The sequence below is a fragment of the Vibrio mediterranei genome (genome assembly GCF_013364395.1).
GTDB classification, from domain to species: Bacteria; Pseudomonadota; Gammaproteobacteria; order Enterobacterales; family Vibrionaceae; genus Vibrio; species Vibrio mediterranei.
Window position 1 is genome coordinate 1323462 of the sequence record NZ_JABXGK010000008.1, and the last position, 24325, is coordinate 1347786.

20 protein-coding genes and 1 riboswitch are annotated in these 24325 nt (G+C 43.7%); of the genes, 12 read left to right on the forward strand and 8 right to left on the reverse strand.

From position 1 onward, the window contains the following. Window positions 1-60 precede the first annotated feature (60 nt). The gene (locus HOP38_RS23020) at window positions 61-1482 is read left to right on the forward strand and encodes a glycoside hydrolase family 1 protein (protein WP_124941314.1); all 1422 of its coding nucleotides are present in this window, start codon (window positions 61-63) and stop codon (window positions 1480-1482) included. Window positions 1483-1553: 71 nt separating this feature from the next. Here the strand turns inward: HOP38_RS23020 and HOP38_RS23025 are convergent, their stop codons facing one another. Both HOP38_RS23025 and narQ read right to left on the reverse strand, forming a co-directional pair. Then, window positions 1554-2186, reverse strand: a complete 633-nt coding sequence (locus HOP38_RS23025) for a response regulator (protein ID WP_006069402.1) — start codon at window positions 2184-2186, stop codon at window positions 1554-1556. Further along, the gene (narQ, locus tag HOP38_RS23030; protein WP_006069401.1) at window positions 2173-3897 is read right to left on the reverse strand and encodes a nitrate/nitrite two-component system sensor histidine kinase NarQ; all 1725 of its coding nucleotides are present in this window, start codon (window positions 3895-3897) and stop codon (window positions 2173-2175) included. The genes HOP38_RS23025 and narQ overlap by 14 nt, the downstream gene beginning before the upstream one ends. A gap of 240 nt (window positions 3898-4137) precedes the next feature. Here narQ and napF point away from each other — a divergent pair, with 240 nt between their 5' ends. From napF to HOP38_RS23065, 7 genes are all read left to right on the forward strand, one after another. After that, entirely contained in the window at window positions 4138-4617 is a 480-nt protein-coding gene (gene napF / locus HOP38_RS23035; RefSeq protein WP_198559097.1) for a ferredoxin-type protein NapF, read from the forward strand. 39 nt (window positions 4618-4656) lie between these two features. Further along, a complete protein-coding gene (locus HOP38_RS23040; RefSeq protein ID WP_006069399.1) occupies window positions 4657-4962 on the forward strand; it encodes a chaperone NapD in 306 nt (101 codons plus the stop codon). Then, the gene (gene napA / locus HOP38_RS23045) at window positions 4959-7448 is read left to right on the forward strand and encodes a periplasmic nitrate reductase subunit alpha (protein ID WP_124941316.1); all 2490 of its coding nucleotides are present in this window, start codon (window positions 4959-4961) and stop codon (window positions 7446-7448) included. The genes HOP38_RS23040 and napA overlap by 4 nt, the downstream gene beginning before the upstream one ends. Window positions 7449-7523: 75 nt before the next feature. Next, entirely contained in the window at window positions 7524-7985 is a 462-nt protein-coding gene (locus HOP38_RS23050) for a nitrate reductase cytochrome c-type subunit (protein ID WP_006069397.1), read from the forward strand. 26 nt (window positions 7986-8011) lie between these two features. After that, window positions 8012-8590 (forward strand): NapC/NirT family cytochrome c, encoded by a 579-nt coding sequence (locus HOP38_RS23055; protein WP_006069396.1) that lies wholly within the window; start codon window positions 8012-8014, stop codon window positions 8588-8590. A 10-nt stretch (window positions 8591-8600) separates the two neighbouring features. Next, window positions 8601-8735 carry a TIGR02808 family protein gene (locus HOP38_RS23060; RefSeq protein WP_006069395.1) on the forward strand — a complete coding sequence of 45 codons (135 nt, stop codon included), beginning with the start codon at window positions 8601-8603 and terminating at the stop codon, window positions 8733-8735. Window positions 8736-8892: 157 nt separating this feature from the next. Continuing rightward, window positions 8893-12036, forward strand: a complete 3144-nt coding sequence (locus HOP38_RS23065; RefSeq protein WP_198559098.1) for an HD domain-containing phosphohydrolase — start codon at window positions 8893-8895, stop codon at window positions 12034-12036. A 72-nt stretch (window positions 12037-12108) separates the two neighbouring features. Here HOP38_RS23065 and secF read toward each other — a convergent pair whose 3' ends face one another. From secF to HOP38_RS23080, 3 genes are all read right to left on the reverse strand, one after another. After that, the gene (gene secF, locus HOP38_RS23070) at window positions 12109-13011 is read right to left on the reverse strand and encodes a protein translocase subunit SecF (protein ID WP_006069393.1); all 903 of its coding nucleotides are present in this window, start codon (window positions 13009-13011) and stop codon (window positions 12109-12111) included. Between the two features lie 2 nt (window positions 13012-13013). Further along, window positions 13014-14837 (reverse strand): protein translocase subunit SecD, encoded by a 1824-nt coding sequence (secD, locus tag HOP38_RS23075; protein ID WP_006069392.1) that lies wholly within the window; start codon window positions 14835-14837, stop codon window positions 13014-13016. A 113-nt stretch (window positions 14838-14950) separates the two neighbouring features. Beyond that, window positions 14951-15418 (reverse strand): hypothetical protein, encoded by a 468-nt coding sequence (locus tag HOP38_RS23080; RefSeq protein WP_006069391.1) that lies wholly within the window; start codon window positions 15416-15418, stop codon window positions 14951-14953. Between the two features lie 159 nt (window positions 15419-15577). Here HOP38_RS23080 and HOP38_RS23085 point away from each other — a divergent pair, with 159 nt between their 5' ends. Further along, window positions 15578-15973: a hypothetical protein gene (locus HOP38_RS23085; RefSeq protein ID WP_006069390.1), complete on the forward strand. Its 396-nt coding sequence runs from the start codon at window positions 15578-15580 to the stop codon at window positions 15971-15973. A gap of 32 nt (window positions 15974-16005) precedes the next feature. Here the strand turns inward: HOP38_RS23085 and HOP38_RS23090 are convergent, their stop codons facing one another. After that, window positions 16006-16677, reverse strand: a complete 672-nt coding sequence (locus HOP38_RS23090; RefSeq protein WP_006069389.1) for an SH3 domain-containing protein — start codon at window positions 16675-16677, stop codon at window positions 16006-16008. Between the two features lie 377 nt (window positions 16678-17054). Between HOP38_RS23090 and HOP38_RS23095 the strand changes: the two genes are divergently transcribed. Beyond that, on the forward strand, window positions 17055-18014 hold the full coding sequence (locus HOP38_RS23095; RefSeq protein WP_198559099.1) for a phosphate/phosphite/phosphonate ABC transporter substrate-binding protein: 960 nt from the start codon (window positions 17055-17057) through the stop codon (window positions 18012-18014). 14 nt (window positions 18015-18028) lie between these two features. Next, window positions 18029-20191 carry an EAL domain-containing protein gene (locus HOP38_RS23100; protein ID WP_081411515.1) on the forward strand — a complete coding sequence of 721 codons (2163 nt, stop codon included), beginning with the start codon at window positions 18029-18031 and terminating at the stop codon, window positions 20189-20191. A 113-nt stretch (window positions 20192-20304) separates the two neighbouring features. Here HOP38_RS23100 and HOP38_RS23105 read toward each other — a convergent pair whose 3' ends face one another. Together HOP38_RS23105 and HOP38_RS23110 are read right to left on the reverse strand one after the other, a co-directional pair. After that, window positions 20305-21279 (reverse strand): GGGtGRT protein, encoded by a 975-nt coding sequence (locus HOP38_RS23105; RefSeq protein ID WP_006069386.1) that lies wholly within the window; start codon window positions 21277-21279, stop codon window positions 20305-20307. Between the two features lie 15 nt (window positions 21280-21294). Next, window positions 21295-21987 (reverse strand): iron-sulfur cluster assembly scaffold protein, encoded by a 693-nt coding sequence (locus HOP38_RS23110; RefSeq protein WP_006069385.1) that lies wholly within the window; start codon window positions 21985-21987, stop codon window positions 21295-21297. Between the two features lie 106 nt (window positions 21988-22093). Next, window positions 22094-22158: riboswitch (Fluoride riboswitch) on the reverse strand. A gap of 316 nt (window positions 22159-22474) precedes the next feature. Here HOP38_RS23110 and HOP38_RS23115 point away from each other — a divergent pair. Continuing rightward, window positions 22475-24187: an ArnT family glycosyltransferase gene (locus HOP38_RS23115; RefSeq protein WP_124941323.1), complete on the forward strand. Its 1713-nt coding sequence runs from the start codon at window positions 22475-22477 to the stop codon at window positions 24185-24187. Window positions 24188-24325 lie beyond the last annotated feature (138 nt).

The following is a 24325-nucleotide window of genomic DNA, read 5'->3' on the forward strand; positions in this document are numbered from 1 at the left end:
AAACCATATGGTTTTAATAATATCACGTTAAAGAGATTAGTATTTAAAACTGGAGTAATAATGGCATTTCAAGAGAATTTCCTATGGGGCAGTGCGTCTGCGGCGTATCAGATTGAAGGCGCAGCTAACTTAGACGGTAAAGGTGACTCCATTTGGGACGTCTACTCTCGTGTACCTGGCAACACATTCAAAGACACCACGGGGGAAGTAGCGATCGACTTCTACCATAAGTACGAAGAAGATATTGAGTTGATGCGCGAAATGGGATTAAAAGCTTATCGCTTTTCAGTCGCTTGGACTCGCATCATGCCTGATGGCCGTACTATTAATCCTAAAGGCATCGAGTTCTATCACAACGTTATTGATAAACTTATCGAATGTGGTATCACACCGATCCTAACAATCTACCATTGGGATCTTCCTCAAGCCCTACAAGATGAATACCAAGGTTGGGAAAGCCGTAAGATTCTGGCTGACTTTACCAAATATTGTGAAGTCCTGTTTACCGAGTACGGTGAAAAAGTACCGTACTGGGTTTGTATGAACGAGCAAAACATCTTTACTAGTCTTGGCTATGTTCAAAAAATCCATCCGCCAAAGGTTTCCGATTATCAGCGTTTTATTAATGCTAACCACATTGCAAGTCTTGCAAATGCTAATGCGGTAAAACGATTTAAGGAAATGGGCCTGCCGGGTCAGATCGGAGCGAGCTTCGCTTATAGTCCGACCTACTCTAAAACTGCTTCTCCAGAAGATGTCATCGCAGCTGAAAACGCACAAGAAATCCAAGATTTGCTTTGGATGGATGTCTACGCAAAGGGCACATATCCAAAGATTGGCCTTAAGCTTCTAGAGCAACTTGGTATTCATATCGACTTTCAAGATGGTGACAAAGAGCTGCTAAAAGCCGGTATCTGCGACTTCATGGGACTAAACTACTATCAGTCCGCTACGTTTGTTGCTCCAGAAAATAAGGCTGAGACCGCTCAAACAGGTAATGCTGCTCAAGTCTCTGTGGTTTCCGATGTTGCGGCTATCCCAACAGACAAATACTACGTACGCGCTGATAACGAACATCTAAAAATGACTGATTGGAACTGGGCCATTGATCCTGAGGGACTGCGCGTCGCCCTTCGCCGCATTACATCACGCTATAACCTTCCAATTCTTATTAGCGAAAACGGTCTTGGTGCTTATGACACACTAACGGAAGATGGCAAAGTTCATGATGACTACCGCATTGACTTTCTAAAAGCGCACGTAGAAGCAATTGGAGATGCGATTGACGATGGTTGTGAAGTTATTGGTTACTGTACTTGGTCTTATCAGGACTTGTTCAGTTGGTTAAACGGCTATGCGAAGCGTTATGGGTTCGTGTATGTTGACCGTGATGAAGAAAGCGAAAAAGAACTGAAACGCTACAAAAAAGACAGCTTCTACTGGTATCAAAAAGTCATTGAATCTAACGGTGAAACTCTTTAGTTTTCACGAAAAAGGTCTAGCTTGAGCTAGACCTTTTTATCATTACAACCAAGAATTTAGCTACGCCATGACTACTTAATTTCACCAAAGCGCTCTAAGTAAAGAATGGTGGCTGCAGTTCTTGAAGGGACTTGCAACTTTCTCAGCAAACTCTTCATGTGCACTTTAACCGTTGACTCAGAAATGAACAGTCGGTCGGCAATTTGCTTGTTTCTAAACCCTTTCGCTACCTCTTGAAGAATCTGCATTTCACGCTCAGTCAGTGTCGCGAAAACATCACTGGTATTGGCTCTCTCTTCAAGGTACTTCTCGATGGCAGAACTGAAAGCTTTATTGCCTGATGTCAGCCCACGAAGCAGTTCAATGATTTCATCTGGCTCGGTATCTTTAAGTAGATACCCATCAGCACCCGCTTTTACTAAAGCATCGATATCCGCTGGAATATCAGAGACGGTAAGAATGACAATGTGTCCCTGAAAGTCATCTTCTCTTAGTGCTTTGAGCGTATCCAAACCTGACATACCCTTCATATTTAGATCGAGTAAGATCAAGTCAGGTTCATGTTCTTTTGCCAACGCAATTGCATCCGAGCCATTGCTGGCTTCCGCAACAATCCCAAAATCGTCTTCAAAGCTGAGTAACTGTCCAATACCACGCCTCATTAAAGGGTGGTCGTCGACTAACATGACTTTACATTCGCTCACTTAGTGGCTCCTTACTTCTTTGAAACGTTAATACCACCTCACAACCATCGTTTTCGGCGGAATTTATAGCAAGTTCTGCATTAAGTCGAGCTGCACGCTCTTTCATAATGCTCATACCATAATGGTCTAATTTCTGTATATTTTGGTCGAACCCTACACCATCGTCTTTTATTTTAACAGTAACAAGGGCATTTTCATCTTCGAAACAAGTCACTTTTATAAATGAGGCCTGTGCGTGCTTCATCGCGTTAAGTACGGCCTCACGAATAAGTTGTAAGATATGGACTTGTTCGTTTGCTCCTAACTCCAAAGACGACATTTGATTATCGAGTTCTATCTCAGCCTCAGTTTGTTCATCCAATTGATGAAGCATCTCAGTAATTGCTTCACCAAACGTCCCTTCTTTAATCGATAGTCGGAAAGTCGTCAGCAATTCTCGCAACTGAACGTAGGCGTTATCCAATCCCTCACGTATGTCATTCAACACTAGTTGAGAGCGACTTGATGACGAGTCAGTTAATTCCTTAGAAATAGAACGGTTTAGTAGTGTAACCTGAATTTTTAAGTAAGACAGTGACTGAGCGAGTGAATCGTGAAGCTCTCTGGCAATCGTCGCCCGCTCTTCCATTAATATAATCTGTTCGGTTTGACGTTGAGCTTTGTTGTAGTAAATCGCTCGCGATAAAATTTGAACGAAGTTATCTATTAATTTTTCATCTGGGCAAGGCAAGCCTACTTGATATCTGAGTTGGCCCAGTTCTTCACCATCCAAGTGCAATGGCCTTACCCGTTCCGCTTTCCCATTGAAAGTACCTTCCGTAGCAATCCAAGGATTACCTTCCACCTCAGAAACTTTGATTTCTACCGCTGAAATTCCTTCAACACTGTAGATATAAGTTAATATGGCTCGGAAGTTCTCATGGGAAATTCTCGTTGCTGTTAGTTCTTGTGACGATTGATAAAGCACTTGCAGTGATTGGTGTGCATGTTGAAGCTTATGGGTTTTTTCATTTACCGCTTGTTCTAATCCACGATATAACTTGCCAAGATCTTTGGCCATATTTCTAAATGCGTTACCTAAGATCCCGAGTTCATTGTCAGAACGAACATCAACCTCGACATCAAACGAACGGTTCTGAATCTGTTCACTGGCAGAAATTAGCTGCCCCAAAGGTCGAACAATTTGCTTTCTTACAAACAGTACAACATACACGGCCACCAGTAGAATTCCGCCTAAACCAACTCCGCCAGCCCATGCCAAACGGATTAACTTGTTTTCGGAATGCTCTTGAAGCTCCAATACAAACAAGTCTATACGGTCCACAAAATCAGCGACTAGCAATAGATACTGTTCTCTATCATCACTGGACAGTACAGATTTGAGTTCATGCCAACGGATAATGAGATTGTAATAATCCTGCGTGATTTTCTCAGGTACATCCCATGACTGCAGGGCTTTCATTGAAGGAGAATAAAGGGAACGCTCAAACTGCTCGACATGTAAATAATAGAGTGGCGAATCTGATTGCATATCATAGGCTAATCGATAACTCTGCATTCGCATCGAACCGGAAACGTTGACGGCTTCAGCATCGTTTAAACTAGATGCTAACGTCAAAATAGCAAAGTTCGTTGTTGCTAAGGAAAGCAACAAGATGAGTATCATTGCTTTCGCTATTGTGCCGGTTACAGATTTATTCGGCTTCTTCATGACTCACTAATCTCACTTCACTTGTTTCAATCTATTCATAAGTACCGAAAACCGGACTCACACTATCGCTATCTATTGTCGGTAATTTATTGATCCAAAACAAGGATGGCCCCTATTTAACCCCTAAGAGGTATTTATCCAATTATGTCCAAACTTACAATTTATATGAATGTAAATTAAAGATTGTTAACAGATTTTTTGAACTAGACTTTCTGTAGACAGTTTTTATTGGTGAGATGAATGGTTGATATTTCCAAGCGTCGCTTTTTCACAAGAAAGCAGATCAATACTAAGCAAGCTAGGCTCCCTTGGGTAAAGGATTTAGCAACGTTCACCGACCAATGCACTCGTTGTGGTAAATGCATTAACGTGTGTGAAACGCAAATTATCAAGAGCGGTGATGGTGGCTATCCTGCGGTCAACTTCTCAATTGATGAATGTACGTTTTGTTACAAGTGTGCAGAAATCTGTCCAGAGCCTATATTTAATGATAGGGACGCCACACCTTGGAACGCAAAAGCAGAGATCGACACTCAATGTTTAGCGCAAAACAACATCGAGTGCCGTAGTTGTGGTGATAGTTGTGAAACTATGGCTATCACTTTCAAGTTAAGAGTGGGCGGTGTCGCTTTACCCCAATTAGAGTTAGGGAACTGTAACGGATGTGGAGCATGTGTTTCTGTATGTCCGAGTTCTTCTATCTCGGTGAGTAATGTCTAGTTCGAAGCAAAATTAAAATAAAACAAGAGAAAAAGATTTATGTCACTAAACGAAGTGCACATTTCTAGTTTGGTAGTACATTGCAAGGCTGAGCACCTTGCAGAAATCAAAGCGCAAATCGAACAATTCGATAACGCGGAGATCTACGGAGACAGCGAGGACGGCAAGATTATTGTTGTTCTGGAAACCGAGAATCAGGGTTTCGTCACCGACACAATTGACGCTATCAACAACCTACCGAATGTCCTTAACGCGGCCTTGGTTTATCACCAAATCGAGCACGGGTTAGATGACGATGAAAATAACACTGGAAGTAACCATTCCCAATTAGAGGGTGAAGTATGAAAATGACAAGACGTGCGTTTGTGAAAGCAAACGCAGCGGCATCAGCGGCAGCGGTAGCGGGTATTACCCTTCCTGCATCGGCTACCAACCTGATTGCTAGCTCCGACCAAACAAAAATTACCTGGGATAAAGCTCCTTGTCGTTTCTGTGGTACAGGCTGTTCTGTACTGGTAGGGACGCAAAACGGTAAAGTTGTTGCAACCCAAGGTGACCCAGAGGCGCCAGTAAACAAGGGTCTAAACTGTATCAAGGGTTACTTCCTCTCTAAGATTATGTACGGAAATGACCGTCTAACTCAGCCACTACTTCGTATGAAAGATGGCAAATTTGATAAAGACGGCGACTTCACTCCAATTTCTTGGGACCAAGCGTTCGATATTATGGCTGAGAAGTGGAAAGCTTCACTAAAAGCGAAAGGCCCAACAAGTATCGGTATGTTTGGCTCAGGCCAATGGACCGTTATGGAAGGTTATGCTGCAGCTAAGATGATGAAAGCGGGCTTCCGTTCAAACAACATTGACCCTAACGCACGTCACTGTATGGCGTCAGCGGTAGTTGGTTTCATGCGTGCTTTTGGTATCGATGAACCAATGGGTTGTTACGACGACTTCGAAAATGCGGACGCGTTCGTACTTTGGGGTTCTAACATGGCAGAGATGCACCCAGTTCTTTGGACTCGTATCACTGACCGTCGCTTAAGCCACCCACATGTTCGTGTAAACGTACTTTCTACGTACTACCATCGTTCGTTTGAGCTTGCTGACCACGGTTACATTTTCAACCCTCAGTCTGACCTTGCTATTGCAAACTTTATCGCGAACTACATCATTCAAAACGATGCAGTGAACTGGGACTTTGTTAACAAGCACACCAACTTCAAGCAAGCTGAAACTGATATCGGTTACGGTCTGCGTGACGATGATCCACTGCAAAAAGCAGCGGCTCACCCGAACTCAGGCAAAATGTCAGACATTACGTTTGAACAATACAAAGCCTCTGTCGCACCTTACACTGTAGAAAAAGCTTCTGAAATATCTGGTGTTGAACCAGAGAAGTTGATTGAGCTTGCTAAGCAATATGCTGATCCAAACGTTAAGGTTATGTCTCTTTGGACTATGGGTATGAACCAACATACTCGTGGTGTATGGATGAATGGTCTAGTTTATAACATCCACCTACTAACCGGTAAGATCGCAACTCCGGGTAACAGCCCATTCTCACTAACAGGTCAGCCATCAGCATGTGGTACAGCCCGTGAGGTTGGTACCTTTGCGCACCGTCTACCAGCAGACATGGTTGTAGCAAATCCTAAGCACCGTGCGATTGCCGAGAAAGAGTGGAAGCTTCCAGAAGGGACTATTCCACCAAAACCAGGCTTCCATGCGGTGTTACAAGACCGAATGCTTCATGATGGAGTATTGAACTGCTACTGGATTCAATGTAACAACAACCTACAAGCTGGTCCAAACATCAATACTGAACGTCTTCCAGGTTACCGTAACCCTGAAAACTTCATCGTATGTTCTGACCCATACCCAACAGCGACTGCACAAGCGGCTGACCTCATTCTTCCTACAGCGATGTGGATTGAAAAAGAAGGCGCTTATGGTAACGCAGAACGTCGTACGCAAGCTTGGTATCAACAAGTTGAGACCGTTGGTGAAGCTAAGTCAGACTTGTGGCAGTTAATGGAGTTCTCTAAACGCTTCAAGATGGAAGAAGTGTGGCCAGAAGAACTACTTGCAAAAGCGCCAGAGTACCGCGGTAAAACCATGTACGACATGCTGTTCAAGAACGGCCAAGTTGATAAGTACCCTATCGAAGAAGCTCGTGAGCTTAACGATGATGCTCACCACTTCGGATACTACGTTCAAAAAGGCCTGTTCGAAGAGTACGCGGCATTTGGTCGTGGTCATGGTCACGATTTGGCTCCATACGATGTTTATCATCAAGTTCGTGGTCTACGTTGGCCGGTTGTTGATGGCAAAGAAACATTGTGGCGTTACAAAGAAGGCTCAGATCCATATGCGAAAGCAGGTTCTGGTTGGGACTTCTATGGTAAACCAGACGGTAAAGCTCTGATTATTTCAGCACCGTATGAAGCGCCACCAGAAGTGCCAGATGAAGAATTCGACCTATGGCTATGTACTGGCCGTGTTCTTGAGCACTGGCATACAGGTACAATGACTCGCCGGGTACCTGAACTGTACAAAGCCGTGCCAGATGCAGTGTGTTATATCCACCCTGAAGATGCTAAGTCTCGTGGCCTTCGCCGTGGTGATGAAGTAGTGATGGCTAATAAACGTGGTGAAGTACGTGTACGTGTTGAGACTCGTGGCCGTAACCGTCCGCCAAAAGGTTTGGTATTCGTACCATTCTTCGATGCTCGTATCCTAATCAACAAGTTGATTCTTGATGCGACTGACCCTCTGTCTAAACAGACAGACTTCAAGAAGTGCCCTGTGAAAATCACGAAAGTGGCTTAACAGAGACAATATTGAAACGTGGCTGCTTCAATAGAAGTGCCTCCGAAGAATTAGCCTTAAGGCGGAGATAACAAAATGAAAAAACTGATTGTCGCTATTCTCTCTGTTGGTGCACTGATTGCAGGTGTTGCGCAAGCAGAATTGAATAACCCGGGTGGAACTGGTGGTCTAGATTCACTTCGTGGTAGTAGTAACCTTGAAGACACACGCCCAGCGGATGACTTCAAACATATTCCTAAAGACCAAGTGATTGAGAGTGATTACGTGTATCAGCCTCCACTGATCCCTCATCAAATTCGCAACTATGAAGTATCGCTTAACGCAAACAAATGCTTGGCTTGCCATAGCTGGAAAAACGCGAAAGAAGCAGGTGCGACTAAAATCAGCGTAACTCACTATATGAACCGTGAAGATGCTGTTTTAGCGGACGTTTCCCCTCGTCGTTATTTCTGCTTGCAGTGCCACGTTCCTCAGGTTGATGCACAACCGCTAGTAGGTAACGAGTTTGAGCGCGTAGATTCATTGCGTACTGAATAGCCACGAAGTATTAAGAGAGGCTATATATGAAATTTCTTAAAGCGTTTTGGACTCGTTTAAAGTCACCAAGTAAAGCAGCAGCTGGTGTTGTGCTATTCCTTGGTTTCGCCGGCGGTCTGCTATTTTGGGGTGCTTTCAACACGGGTATGGAAGCAACGAATACTGAAGAATTCTGTTCTGGATGTCACGCACCAATTGTTGCTGAAATCCAAGAGACAATTCACTATTCGAACCGCTCTGGTGTTCGTGCAATCTGCTCTGACTGTCACGTTCCTCACAACTGGACAGACAAAATTGTTCGTAAGGTTCAAGCTTCGAAAGAGTTGTTTGCACATTATGTGTTGAAAACCATCGATACTCCTGAGAAGTTCCAAGCACGACGTGGACACCTAGCTGAAAGAGAATGGGCTCGACTCAAAGCCAATGACTCCCTTGAGTGTCGTAACTGTCATGAATTTGATTACATGGACTTTTCCGAGCAAGGCCCACGAAGCGTGCAGCAGCACTCTACTGCATTAGCGTCTGGCGATAAAACTTGTGTTGATTGCCACAAAGGTATCGCACACAAACTGCCTGATATGAAAGGTGTGGAAGGCTGGCAATAAGGAGCACTGAATGAGTACATTAGAATCGGTGATTTGGCACGTACTAGGTTATGCTGCAATGCCAGTCATCATTTTGTCGGGATTCGTTGGAGTCGCAGCCGTTTCGATATGGTTGTTGTCTCTCGGTAAAGACAAACAGCAATAAAGCTTTTAGCCCCGCTCATGCGGGGCTTTTTATTTTTCCCCTCTTAACCACATGATTTCTACTATAGTTAATTTACTCCAATAAAATGAAACAAATAGAGTAGAATCAGCTTATTAAAGCTCACGCTATCCTTCTGTTGTAGAAAGTGTCAGTGGTCATGTCCAAGAAAAACAAAACATCTAGCAAACTCTCCATACGCCGTGTTGTAGCGTTACTGTTTACTCTCGCTATCACAGCTACAGCCTTAATTTCGGCTACCGTCATTTATTCACTGACTAAAGAACGCGAAGTCAACCATGCCCTAGCAAACTATCAGTTGATTTCGTCATTGGTCTCACAGCGATTGGAACAGATCGATCAAGTCGGAGAGCAATCTGCGGTTCAACTGGGATACCTATTGAGTACCCAGTTAAGCGAAAAGAGTCCTTCGGAACTAATTGAGCTGTTTGGAGCCACATTTCTCGGTAACCCATTTATCCATAGCATTTATATCGGATTTGATAATGATGACTTTCTTCAACTCATCAACCTGAAACCTAAATACATCTCCGATAAATTGAACCTACTTGAAGGCGAATCTTGGATGGTTATAGAACATTCCAATGATATCGACGGAAAGCGGGTCAAGCGCACACGATTCTACTTCGATAATTTTGAACTCAGTAGAGAGCAAGAAGAAGTCAGTATTTTTTACCCAACACAAAGGGGATGGTACACACGTGCCTCTGAAGAAGAGGTCTATAAAACCACACCTTATCTCTTTCACAACCTACGAGTCACTGGCCAGACATTTTCTCGTAAGATACCGAGCCTCAACGCTGTCATTGGCGTCGATATTGCTCTCGCTTCACTAAATGAACACTTTGAAGATAGCTTGTCTGATAATGTCGCGCTGGAGGGAGCAGATGCTTACATAACGGATGGTGAGGGTCGGATTATTGGCACCAATACTATATTAGACACGGCAAATAGCCTGCCCTTCATCGATAAAATGCCACTAACAAATACACAGCTTGATCTTGTTATCAACTCACCGGTGCTCAAAGTATCAAATCAATTAGATTGGGAGCCTATCGATTTTACTGTGGTTGGCAATCCGGACGGACTTGCCATCGACTTATTCACGCTAATCTCTGATGCCACCGGACTACAGTTTGAGTACATCAATGGTCGAAGTTGGCAGGAACTCGTTAACGACTTTCGTCTGGGCAAAATTGATATTCTGCAATCTATTGCTAGTGATAGTAATGTCTCTGACCACAGTATCGAAAGTGACATCCTATATTCTCTTGAGTACGCCATTGCTACACATAAAAGCGCACCACATATAGCATCGTGGGATGACCTCAAAGGCAGAACAGTCGGCTTCCTTGGTGGTTGGTCTATTGTCGAGCAGTTGAGAAAAGATTACCCAAGTATTACCGTTTATGCCTACGATACTTATGATGAAGCGTTCGAAGATGTACAGACCCAGAAAATTGTAGGTATTGTTGATGTCGCACCTGTAATCAAAAGTAAAGTCGAAAAACTAATTAGCTATGACTTGAAGACTCAGTCGTTAAAAAAACATCCAGCGTTTCCAACTGACTTCGTTTTTATTGCTAATGAGCAACTTAAGCCGTACATAGAACTGATTAATCAAGCGCTAACCTATCTTGATCAGGAGAAAGTGCGTACCGTGTTAGCAGACAAATGGCTGAATAGCGACCAACACCACACTAGCCATATTCCTTCAAATCGGCTGCTATCTATGCTGGAAGATCCAAGCTTCCATGAAAAGATCTCCTCTGTCGATATGAAGGGACAAAAGCACTTTGTTTATATCACTGAAGTTAACGACACACCCCAAGAATATTTCGTACTCACCATACCGGAAAAGAAACTTCTAGGTAGTGCCTACCAGTACATTATCAATAGCTCTCTCTGGACCTTAGCTGCACTCGTTATCATGATTCCTCTTGTGTGGCGTATCAGCACTCCGATGTCCAGTCCGATTAAGAAATTACTACTGCAAACCAAGCGAATTAAACACCGCCAATATAATAAAGTGAAGGCGTTCAACAGTTCTGTGCGGGAGGTGAATGAGTTATCTCATGCTATCTATGATATGTCGCAGTCTTTAGATGCATTTCAGCGCTCGCAGGATGCATTTATTGAGGCAATCATTCAGCTTATCGCGCGTGCCGTCGATGAGAAATCGCCTTACACAGGCGCACACTGTTTACGAGTCCCTGAGCTTGCGTTCCTCCTTAGCGACGCTGCAGAGCAATCGAACGACGGCATCTTTGAATCATTTGAGTTTGAAAACGAAGCCAAACGCAGAGAATTTCGCATTGCTGCTTGGTTGCACGATTGCGGAAAAATCACCACACCAGAGTATGTGGTCGATAAAGGAACCAAATTGGAAACTAACTATAACCGAATTCATGAAATTCGAACTCGATTTGAAGTGTTATGGCGCGATGCTGAAATTACAGCGCTAAACATTCAGTTAGAGCAGCCAAACTTGGCCACTGATGCGAAACAAAACCTAAAGCAACGTCAAGAAGAACTCCTAGAGCAGTTTAGCTTCATTGCACAATTAAATGTTGGAAACGAGTTTATTAATGAGCAAGACAAAGTTCGCATTGTCGAAATAGGCAAACAAACCTGGACCAGCCACTTTGACCGTTACCTTGGTTTGTCACCGTTAGAAGAACAACGTCTATCTGCAGAAACGAGGTCGCCTGCTTGCGAGCCACTACTTAGCGATAGACCAGAGCATATCATCACTCGCTCTGCAGACTACGAGCTAGATGAAAAGCTAGGCATCAATATGAACGTTCCTGAACACCTATATAATCTTGGCGAGATCTATAATCTCTCCATTTCAAGAGGAACATTGACGCAAGAAGAGCGCTTTAAAATTAACGAACATATGATTGCTGGTATCAAGATGCTGAGCAGTATCCCTTTTCCTGAAGATCTCAAAAACGTGGAACGAATTGCTACCACTCACCATGAAACAATGAGAGGAGATGGCTACCCTAGACGTTTAACCGGAGACAAGTTGTCAATCCCAGAGCGTATCTTAGCCGTTGCGGATATTTTTGAGGCACTTACAGCTGCAGATAGACCTTACAAGAAAGCTAAAACCATCAGTGAGTCTTTGGATATTTTACATAAGATGGCTCTGGAAGAGCACGTTGACATGGAAGTATTCCAATTATTCATTAAGAGTCGCGTATACATGACGTACTCGAAGCGATTCCTGGCCCCTACGCAGATTGATGATGTGGATGAAAGTAAGTATCTCAGTTAAGAAACTTAACTGAGAACCAAAGAAAAAACCGCCAAATACTGGCGGTTTTTCGTATGCAATTGCAAAAACTTTCTAAGGTGCTGTATCTATTTCTATCGGTTGGTAATGTTTCGATTCTAAGTGCAACCATTCTGGGATAACGGTACCCATTGAGATTGATGACCAAGTGCCGGAGAAAATACCAATAAACATTGCCGTAGCGAAGCCTTGCAATGCATCACCGCCCAATAACCAAAGTGCAGCAACGGTAATCAGAGTAGTACCAGAAGTCACCATTGTTCTCGCAAACGTCGCTATAACTGCTTGGTCACTCACATCAGCAGTTTGCTCATTTGGACGCAACTTCAGGATTTCACGAATACGGTCGGCAATAATAATCGAGTCATTGAGCGAGTAGCCCAAGATGGCTAAGATCGCAGCGAAAACCGTGAGGTTAAACTCCATCTGAGTCAACGCAAAAAAGCCCAACACTAAAATGACATCATGCAGAAGTGCCGCTAATGCGCCACTAGCCAAACGCCATTCGAATCGGAAGCTCAAGTAGCCTAAGATACAAAGCAAACAAACTAACAGCGCCAAACCGCCTTGGTCATAAAGGTCTTGACCAACCTGAGCACCAACAATACTGTCACTGACAATGGTAGAACCTGGATATGCCTTTAGCAGCGTTTCTTTGAACTCATTGTGTTTCGCTGCACCTTGGTCTGCAGCATAACGAATAGTCCAGCGCCCTTCTTCTCCTGACTGGGTAACTGTAATGCCATCGCCTAAAACGGGTTCTAGTGTCTGTTTCAGTTCATTTTGGCTGGTATTTGATGCCAGTTGCACCTCTGATACAACGCCACCGGTAAAATCCAAACCGAAGTTCAATCCTCTCATTCCAACGGCGATGATCGAAATCACGACCAAAGCAATGGAAAGCACATTAGTAAAATATCGAATGGAACGAATATTAGTTTTAAAGAAGTTTTTCATGATTAAACCCTCACCTCACGACGAGTGTCTCGTCCCCACTTCAAATTAATAATTGCACGCGATGCGAAAATGCCCGTGAACATGCTTGTTAGCAGACCAAGGCCTAGCGTTAATGCGAACCCTTGAATCGGACCATTACCAATGGCATATAGAATAACCGCCGTAATCATGGTGGTGATATTTGCATCCATAATGGTTGCCACTGCAGAGTTGAAACCCTGGTCTATTGCTTGAGCAAAGCTACGCCCTTCCGCCAATTTATCTCTGATACGTTCAAAAATAAGTACATTGGTATCTACCGCCATACCGACTGTAAGTACTAAACCAGCAATACCCGGAAGCGTTAAGATGGCACCCGGCACCAGTGCTATTAGCCCTAACAAACAGCTCATATTTAGCACCAACGCCACATTAGCTACCCAACCTAATCGACGATACCAAAGCGCCATAAAGGTCAGAGTTAGTCCCATGCCTAATGCTAAAGCTGCAAAGCCATTTTGGATATTTTCCGCACCGAGAGATGCGCCAATAGTACGCTCTTCAACAATGGTCACAGGCGCTGTCAGAGAGCCGGCACGAAGTAGCAGAGCTAGTTGCTGAGCTTCTTCCAAGTTACCCGAACCTGTAATACGGAACTGACTACCCAATTGGGATTGAATGGTTGCCACACTGATGACTTTTTCATTGCGCTGAGTTTCACCTCGTGCATCCACACCGTACTCGCGATAGACCGTCGCCATTGGCTTACCGATGTGCGTTGCAGAGAAATCGCTCATCATTTTGCCACCAGCATGGTCGAGGGAGATATCAACCTCAGGGCGATGCATTTGGTCAAAACCTACGCGAGCATTAACAATGTGCTCACCCGTCAATACTGGCTTCTTCACCAAAGTAACCGGTTTGCCTTGTTCGTCTTTCACTTTAAGTGTAGACACCGGGTTTGATGACGTGCTGACTTCATGGAAAGCCAAACTCGCAGTAGCACCAATCACGCGTTTTGCCAATGATGGGTCTTGAACACCTGGAAGTTCGATACGAATACCTGATTCGCCTTGACGCTGAACCATTGCTTCCGTGATACCTAATTCTTCAATACGCTGGCGCATGATTTTAAGGTTTTGCTGCATGGTTAGATTTTGGAAATCTGCATAGTTCTGAGCTTTCATCTTAATAGATAGCTCATCCCCTTCTCCCTTCGCTTGCCATTCTGGGTAGTTAGCATTCACAAACTTACGAACAGCAATCTCACCTTCGCTGTCTTTTGAAGTAACACGAATGCCCGTATCAGTGTCAGGGCGTACTTGTACACCGAAGATACGTTCTTTACGCAAGTCTTGCTTAATCTCATCGACCACTGCATCACGCTGCTCAGAAACTGCTTGGTCTACGTCAACGTTCAATAAGAATTGAACGCCACCGCGTAAGTCCAAACCAAGTTTAATTGGAGTAAAGCCCATCGTTTGGAGCCATTCGGGTGCGACTGATGTGTAAGAGTAGGACATGCTGTCATCCTTACTCACCCACTCACCAAGGGCATTTCGAGCCTTGGTTTGCTCCGCTTCATTGTCAAATACAAGTTGAGCGACATTGTTTTCCATGCTGACGGATTCTGGTTTGATGCCGTCGTCATGTAGTAAGGAATTGATTTTGAATACCGAGTTTAAATGCTCGTTGTGCTCGCTCACTTTCAGCTCAATAGCAGGCTTCTCGCCGTACCAAGACGGTAAAGCACTTAGAGTCAAGACCACACAGGTCACGACAAGAACGATATATTTCCAAGTAGAGTATTTGTTTAATACTGCTCTCGGTTGAGGCTTTTTACGCATAGTTTTCCCTCAGCGTTATGCTGAACTTTTAATACAGATAAAGATAAGCACACCTACTATTCTCCATGTATTACATTGGAGTAGAGGTGGATAGATTTACGGTTAAAAACGAACTATGCGTATTGGGTATTCAGGAAAACGTAGAGCGTGTTGCCATCTTTCCAACCACTGATACGGTGGTTGCTTTGGACATAATTAAGGAAGAAAGGGGTTATCAGCGCTTCATTAACGGCAGCACTGCGCAACTCTTGTTGGCCAGTACAACTATAATCGAACACCACACTATAAGTAGGCGTTTCTAATTCATGGTTCTCATTGTTGTTGCCAGTCCAACGCCAGACGGTGAGTATCGCCTTAGCATCGTGGTCGCCAAAAGACTTTGATTTCGGCTTTTGAGGAGTTGGGTTTTGTCTGGTTGTCTGGCCAAGTCTGGTTGAAACACCAAGTGAAGCTTGATCTTCCCATAGAGAAATACCAGAAGATGAGTTCTGTGGATTTGCCGATTCAGACGCAGCAACACCTAGCGGAGCGAAAAACGCAACAACCAGAGAAACGATAAACTGCAAATAGAACTTAGACAAAAAAACTAGCCTCATGACACCAAGATCTGCATTATCTGCCTATGTTGCCTCAAAGACAAATAAAAAATACTAAATCGAATATTAGAATCCGTTTACTTCATGTTGAGGTAATAAATGTCGCAAACTATAGTCAAAGAGTAACGATAGAAAGGAATGACAATGGAACTGTCACAAAATGAAAAATTGACCTTAGTAAAGTACGCATTAAACGTACTCGATGGATGGGGTGCATCTAATTTACAGACAGAAGCCATTTTAGAAATTTCGCCTGAGCAGCATGCTCGCTTAAAAGTTACGCCTGCCACTGTCCCTATTGGTCCTTCAACACTTGAGCGAGTTCACTTAGTGGTTGAAATTGATGGTCTACTGCGTAACGCGTTCGAAAGCTCTCATTTCATCAACAACTTCATTAATGTCAGAAACAATGCCAAAAACTTAAACGGTTACGCGCCCATAGAGCATATCGAGAGAGGCGACCTCACCGCTCTTAAGCGCCTCAAACAGTATGCTAAAGAGATGGCCCGTAATGCAGAACGGGAACAGGACGACTATTAAACTATTGGTGGTAATATTCTTATCGCAGCAGATTAAAATAACTCTCCTGTCGCGACATTCAAATAAACTTTATTCTCCGATTCAATCCCACCACAGTAGGTAAAATAAACACTGTCTTGATGATTGATCGATTTTACCCAACCACTTAGTTCTTCAAAATCAGACAATCGACATCGCTTTTGCTTCACCAGTTTAGTGGAAGCATCAAAGAATTTTTCTTGATAGAGCATAAAGTCGTCACTGCCTTCGATGTAGTCCGTTAAGACATTTAACCAACGCTCGCCACTCAGGTTAACCTCTTTAGTCACTAGGTGCTTTGTATTTACCCACTGAGATATTTCTTCTGCCCCTTCTTCGAGTTGATAAATAGGCGCGATGCGTATCCACTCACCCTCTCTCTCAAGAACTTTCAACTTTTCACCATAGTACGCCACACCATCAGGTGCAGAGGCGAGATCGGGTTGAGTAAGGACGTTCTCGAATGATCTCGCCACAAAATAATATTCTGGTAAAGGAGGCGGACTGGGTTGTTCAACAACAATTTCAGAAGGCGAATCATCGCTTGTATTCTGTATATCAGGATGTGTTCGAGGCACAATCGCTTCTGTCTCATCTTGATTGAGATAGCCCAGATAATAAGCAATACCAAGACCAGCTAATACTAGCGTTACGACCGCTAATACAATAACCACTACCTTTTTCACAACTGACCCATTTTATCTAATGCTTGTTATTCGTTATCGGCAACAAGGGCGAATAATTAACTCAGGATTCTAGCAGATAATCACACTTCGCTAAATTCGCGCTTTAAATCATCCAGCAATACATATAAATACATTCATTAAGTTAATGAATGTGCTAGTATTTCTGCAATGTTTACTTCGTCTGTATTTACTGCAACAGAACGACTATATTTCAATCAATAGAGCACCGAGCGCTGGTTTGCGCTCCCCATTACTTAATGTAATGTAGAGCAACTAAGCTGGTCGATTAGGGTATACCTAAGTCAGTGATTAAACTCGATTTCAAGATCAAATCGACTAGTATAGGTTTAGCACTATTGTGTAAGGGTTAGTTATTAATGCGCTTAAAGTTGTTATTAGGACTACTGATTTCTCAGTTTGTATTTGGCATTACTATCGTCAGTGCCAATACTAACGCAGGGAACAGTATAGAGGATGGTAAAACATTCACTATAGGGGTACTCAGTAGCAAAGCCCGAAAGCATATTGGTTTCTCTGCGCCACTTGCCAGGTACTTGGCTGACAACCTCCGTCAATATGGGTATACGAAAGCCGAGGTCAAGGTAACCAAATCGGCATTAGAGCTCGGACAATGGTTAGATTCTGGAGAAATAGATCTGGTATCTGAAACTCTGTTTGCTGCACTCGCTTTACAAAGCGAACATAATGGTGAAATTATTCTTCGACGTTGGAAAAAAGGTGAATTTGAATACCACACCGTGTTTTTTGCCCGCAAAGACAGCGATATCAATTCATTGTCCGATCTAACCGGGAAAACTATTGCTTTAGAAGACCAAAGCTCGACCTCCGGGTTTTACTTGCCGATGAAAACACTAAGTGAACATCATCTAGCCCCTACACGTTTCGCGAGCTCCTTTACTCCAGTTCTAAAAGATAAAGTTGGTGTCGTACTGACAGGGGACGTTCTTCGTAAAGCAGATGAAATCTCGTTATCAACCTGGGTCTATCGTTCTCAAGTAGATGCGGCCGCTTTCTCTAACGCTAATTGGGACGATTTGGGAGATATGCCTCAACATATAAAGTCGACCATGAAAATTTTCTATCGTACAGAAAGTGTTCCTCGTAGTGTCATGGTTATCAGAAACGACCTACCAACAGAGGTAAAACAGACCGTTAAAGATACATTGCTCAACGCAGACTCGGATCCGACGGGCGCTGCTGCACTTGCACAGTTTCAGAAAACGGCAAAGTTTGATGAGATACCTTCATCCCAGCTCACATTATTTCCACAATACAACGCCGCTCGTCTTCAAGTCGAAGAAGCATGGTTCAACTGATTTAGGGTAATTGAATGAAGTTGAGACTACGACTACAAGGACAATACATGCTAGTGACATTTGCACTAGCCGTTGTCATGACGTTGACCAGCGCAGGTATTCATATATGGCTTTCCTCCGCGCAATCGAGCCGACTGCTAAACGAGTTAACCGTTCAAAATAGCAAGACCTTTCGAGCCGAGTTGAGTAAACGCGCTGATCAAATGTCAAGCTATCTGTCAGATGCGATGTTTGATCCTCTTTATATGTATAACCAGGAAGAGGCCAGCTACCTCATTAAGCCAATCACCCAACTAGGTGAAGTTAAACGTCTGGTCATCTTCGATAAACAAGGGCGAATATTTCATGATGGGGATGAATCACTGGAAAATATCGGTAAGCCTTTCCCTTACCCCAACCAGATTAGCAGCGTATTACGTTATGGCAGCTCAATTCAGTCTTTCGGACCTGATAGCCTAACTGTATTCCGTCCAATCGCAGCAGCGGACCAAGTAATTGGCGGTGTTTTTATCGAGCTATCACTCGATAAGGTTCAAAAGGACATTGATTCAGTAACAACTCTAATAAAGGCCATCGATCGACGCTCTAAAGAAGAACTGTACATCGGCGTGGCACTAGCCGCCGTATTACTACTGACTATCTCGGCTATCATCGCAACCATTATTTCTCGCCGTTGGAGTAAACCTCTCATTAAGCTTACCGAGCAAACTGACGCCATAGGTCGAGGGGATTTTACTCGCGCGGAGAACATCACTGCGGTTGATAGACAGGATGAGATTGGTGATTTGAGTATTGCCGTACGTTCAATGGCAACCAAACTCGAGCAGCGCACGCAAAAGATCACTCACCTAGCCTATCACGATGCGTTAACAGAACTGCCTAACCGCACACGCTTTATACAGCATCTGCAGAGCACAATTAAGTCTTATCCAGCGACTTCATTTTCGGTGCTGTTTCTCGATTTAGATGAATTCAAGGTAGTCAATGACAATTACGGTCATGATAGTGGTGACTTTTTACTGATAAGGCTGGCTGAAAAGCTCAGTTTATGTGCCCGTGACATTACCAATGACCATCCACTGACCATGATTTCTCGTATCGGTGGAGATGAGTTTTTAATGCTTATTCCGCACTTAAAAACAACCGAGGATGTAGACGCCGTAATCAAAAAGATCTTTGTCGCGGTGCGCTCCCCTATTTTGATGGAAAATGAAGAGCTCGTTGTTGGAGGCAGTATAGGTGTCGCCAGATATCCGTATAACGGTAAAACCTCTGAAGATTTAATCAAAAACGCAGACATTGCCATGTATCGAGCCAAAGCTGATGGCAAAAACACTCATAAGGTCTTTACCCCTAAGATGTTCAAGTCTGTCGTACATCGTGCCAATATTGAACGAGAATTACGACGTTCACTGTCTGATTTGCAACAATTCGAACTTTGGTTCCAGCCATTGGTTTGCATAAAGACTGGACGGATACTTGGTGCTGAGTCTCTAGTTCGTTGGAGACATCCAACCTTAGGTATCGTTCCTCCTGTTGACTTCATCTCTATTGCAGAAGAAACAGCGATGATATTGCCATTAGGGCAATGGTTAATTGAAAGACTTTGTATTCAGCTACAACAATGGGCGCCTTACTTCGCACCTGATTTCCATGCGTCTATCAATATCTCGTCGAAGCAACTTTACAGACAGAATTTGGTGGAAATGTTTGCGTTTTATATGGAGAAGTATCAAGTTCCAGCCAAAGCAATTCGAATCGAAATTACAGAGAGCTTATTACTTCAGGACGAAGATGAGGCAGAACGTACGCTAAAAGCGATCCGCGAGAGTGGCATTGAAGTATGGTTAGATGACTTTGGTACTGGCTACTCGTCTTTAAGTTACCTGCGTAAGTTTACCGTAGACGGAATTAAGATTGACCGTTCCTTTGTTAGAGACATTATCACTGACCCTAAGGATCAACAATTGGTACAGGCCATGGTCGCTATGGCCAAAAACCTCGACTTACTTGTTGTTGCCGAAGGAATTGAGAAAATCGAACAGGCCGAAAAACTGTCGCAGTACGGCTGCCAGATTGGACAAGGGTATTACTACGATAAGCCAATGCCTGTGGATGACTTTGTGAAAAGGCTCATCAATGCCAGCGAGTCTAACGTGGTTGAATTCAAAATCTAAAAAAGCCGCTCCAATGGAGCGGCAATACTCAACGACATGTTTTGTTATAGTTATGAGGAAACAAACTCTCTTCAAAATCTTGCAATGCCAATATCGTTTTCTTGAGATTAAGGCTATTTATTCAGTCTTAGGTCCACTTCTACTGCTAACGCCACTGACGCTCCCACCATAGGGTTGTTACCCATCCCGATGAAACCCATCATAGCCACGTGAGCTGGCACTGAAGAACTGCCTGCAAATTGGGCATCAGCATGCATTCTGCCCATTGTGTCTGTCATACCATAGCTCGCAGGACCCGCCGCAACATTGTCTGGATGTAGAGTACGACCAGTACCACCACCAGAAGCCACAGAGAAGTACGCTTTACCTTGGTTAAGTCTTTCTGATTTGTAAATACCCGCTACCGGATGTTGGAAACGCGTTGGGTTTGTCGAGTTACCTGTGATACTTACATCAACTTGAGCGGCATGCATGATGGCCACACCTTCACGGACATCATCCGCACCAAAGCACAAGATTTCTCCGCGCTCGCCTTTACTAAAGCGTTTACGGCTAACTTCATTGAGTTCACCAGTTGCGTAATCATACTGAGTACGGACGTAAGTAAAACCGTTGATGCGTGAGATGAGATAAGCGGCATCTTTACCTAGGCCGTTAAGGATAACTCTTAATGGAGATTTTCTAGATTTGTTTGCGTTCAGAGCAATTTTAATCGCCCCTTCTGCCGCTGCAAATGACTCATGACCAGCAAGGAATGCAAAGCATTGTGTTTCTTCATTAAGCAATCGAGCTGCTAACGCACCATGTCCTAAACCAACTTCTCGCTGCGCTGCGACACTGCCTGGTTTACAGAATGCTTGCAAACCCTCACCAATAGTTGAAGCCGCTTCCGCCGCTGTCGCTGCTTTACGATGAAGAGCTAAAGCAGTACCTAAAGTATAAGCATCACATGCATTATCAAAGGCGATTGGTTGCGTGTCTAAAACCAATTGTTTTGGGTCAATACCCATTTCAAGACAGTAGTTGTAAGCCTCTTCAATTGAGAGGAAGTTCATTTCATTAAGTAGTGCTTGTTTAGTAATAGTCATAATAAATTCCTCAACTTAGTCTTGACGTGGATTAACAGTTTTAACAGCTTCATCAAAGCGGCCATAAGTGCCTTTCGCGCTAGCTAGTGCTTCGTCAGCGGCCACACCACTATTGATTTGAGCCATCATTTTGCCAAGGTTAAGGTATTCATAACCGATGATTTCACCGTCTTCATCAAGCGCTAATTGGGTAACATAACCTTCAGCGACTTCCATATAGCGAGGACCCTTGATTCGGGTTGAGTAACTCGTTCCTACTTGACTGCGTTGAGTTTTACCTAGGTCTTCTAATGCAGCGCCAACTTCAAGACCACCTTCGGAAAAAGCGGATTGAGTTCGACCATAAGCGAATTGAAGAAAAATCTCGCGCATTGCGACGTTAATTGCATCGCAAACCAAGTCAGTATTCATCGCTTCTAGAATGGTTTTTCCGGTAAGAATTTCGGATGCCATCGCCGCGGAATGAGTCATGCCTGAGCAACCAATTGTTTCAATAAGCACTTCTTCTACGATGCCATCTTTAACGTTAAGCGTTAACTTCGCCGCACCTTGTTGAGGAGCACAAGCACCAACGCCATGACTCAGGCCAGAGATTGCGATAACGTCTTTGGGATTGATCCAGCGGCCTTCGACAGGAATTGGCGCGGATGCATGAAGGTCGCCCCTTTGAATTGGGCACATAGATTGAATTTCGTGAGCGTATTGCATGTCGTTTTCCTCGATAAAGGAAAACAGGTGTAGAACGGAACTAATGATCTAACTACAGTTCGTCGATCCCAAAATAGGATCGTCCCAACAGATACACCTGTTTTCAGAAACTGTAGGAGTCATCAGCCGATTTGGCGGTTAAGTAGGTGGAACCCCATCACCTTGGTTGCAATTTTAGATCTAAATCACATTTTTGTGCAAGACCTCTGTCTAGAACCATTATTCATAAAAATATTTAGTTTTATATTCATAACGCAATAAGCATAATGATATCAACTATTACAAAGTCGATACATAATCGGCTCTAATATCAAGGTATAGTCGTGTCATTTTGGCGTTAATTATCTTGAAAAACACCGTTTATTTAGCCTGTTAGGCATTGCTGTCTCAAAGCAGTCTCTCTAGAATTTTGAGCTTTAATTAACCACCTTTATTAACAGAATGATCGTAATGCGATATCCCTTCGCAGTGTCAACGGAGAAAAGTAGTGTCAACATCGTATTCAAGTGAGCAAAACAACAGTTGGAAGTTCGTTTTGTTGCTTGCCATCATCGCAGTGGTATTTAGTGGGTTATTCGACCACGACGTCTGGACGCCCGACGAACCTCGTGTGGCTGCCATTATTCATAGCATGTACATCACAGGTGACTTCATCATCCCTCAGTTTGCTGGCATTTCATTTGTAGAAAAGCCGCCTGTGTTCTTTATCATCTCAACCGTATTAATGCACGCAACGGGACTTGACGCCATCATGGCTGGGCGACTTGCTCTTTCCTTGTTGTGTCTGGGATCACTTGCCGCTACATATCGAATCGCTTACCTATTTAAAGGAGAGAATTTCGCATGGATGGCACTGGCTGTACTTGGGACACTTGAAGGTTTTATCCTCAACTTTCATTGGTTGCGAGTTGATGCTGCATTAATGTTTACTACAATCGCTGCAACTTGGGCCTTTAGTGAAGCCTACCTACGCCAAAAGTTAGGCTATTTAATTGTGGCAGGTGCATTTACTGGGCTGGCCTTCTTAAGTAAAGGGCCAGTCGCCATCGTGCTTTGTATAGGTCTAGCATGGGTACCGTTAGTATTACGAGCTTTAACCCTAAGAAAACAGTTTCCTGAACAAGCGACCTCAACCAGCCAGTTTGTACTGATGCATGTGATTGGTATCAGTGTGATGTGTTTAGTCGCCGCGAGTTGGATTTACCCTTTCTACAAGACGGCTTCTCCAGAGCTTTGGAAAGCATGGTTTTGGGATAATCAGGTAGGCCGACTGACAGGCTCTGCAACAAATACTCTCGGCCACAATAACGCGGGAAAACCTTTCTATTATGTCAAAGGCATACTGGAATACAGTGCGCCATGGACACCACTATTATTACTGTGGCTAGGCAACTTTATCTATAAGCTACGCCAACCAAAACAGCTCTCTTGGACGGATGGCTTCTTCGCTTTTTGGTTCGCTATCGCTATCTTTGTCCTGTCTTACTCAGTGACAAAGCGTTCTATGTACTTAGCGCCGCTAATGCCGCTGTTTGCTCTTATTATTGCAGATGCGTTAACAAGCTTCTCTGGCAAATGGTTTAACTGGTACCGCAAAGGCTGGCTTGCGCTAATGTCATTAGTACTGATTGCATTTGCTGTTGTGCCTTTATGGTCAGGATTTTTGCCAACGAGAAAAATTCCACCAGCACTAATGGAATGGTTGAGTACGTGGCACTTGGTAGCATTGTTACCTATCGCGGCTATCGTTTTGATGGTGCTCGTAGAACGTAAGCCATGGCCGCAATGGAGCAAGATGGCAATCATCACTGCCCTATTCTTCTCAAGTGCCTTTAACTACTTGTTCCCAGCGATTGATATTGCAAAAGACATGAAGCCGGACTTAAAAGCTTTTGTTGAGCAAGTGCCAGTAGAAAAAAGAGACCGTATTGCAAGCGTGCGTTTCTCAGAAACTATGACGTCGATATTCTTCCTCTACCATGACTGGGCAGTTCCACAAGTCAGTGTTGAGCGTGCACAGGCCATTTTAGATGGAGTGGACCCTGACTACGATTACCTGTTACTCGATAGAAGTAACTCAACAACTGACATAATCAAGTTCACGCCATTCCGTGAGGATACACAATATAAGATCCTCGCAAAAGGAACGCCTCGAAGTGACAAAGAAAAGGATGCGGTTTTTTGGCTTTCTGGACAATAACCGAAACTAAATTGTCATAAAACATTTCAGCCCTCTAGAAATAGAGGGCTTTTTCTATCTAAGACTTGTTGCACAGATCACAATAACGTCAACCTACATCGCTGATTCTACGCAGTCGTTAATATTTAGTTGCAAACC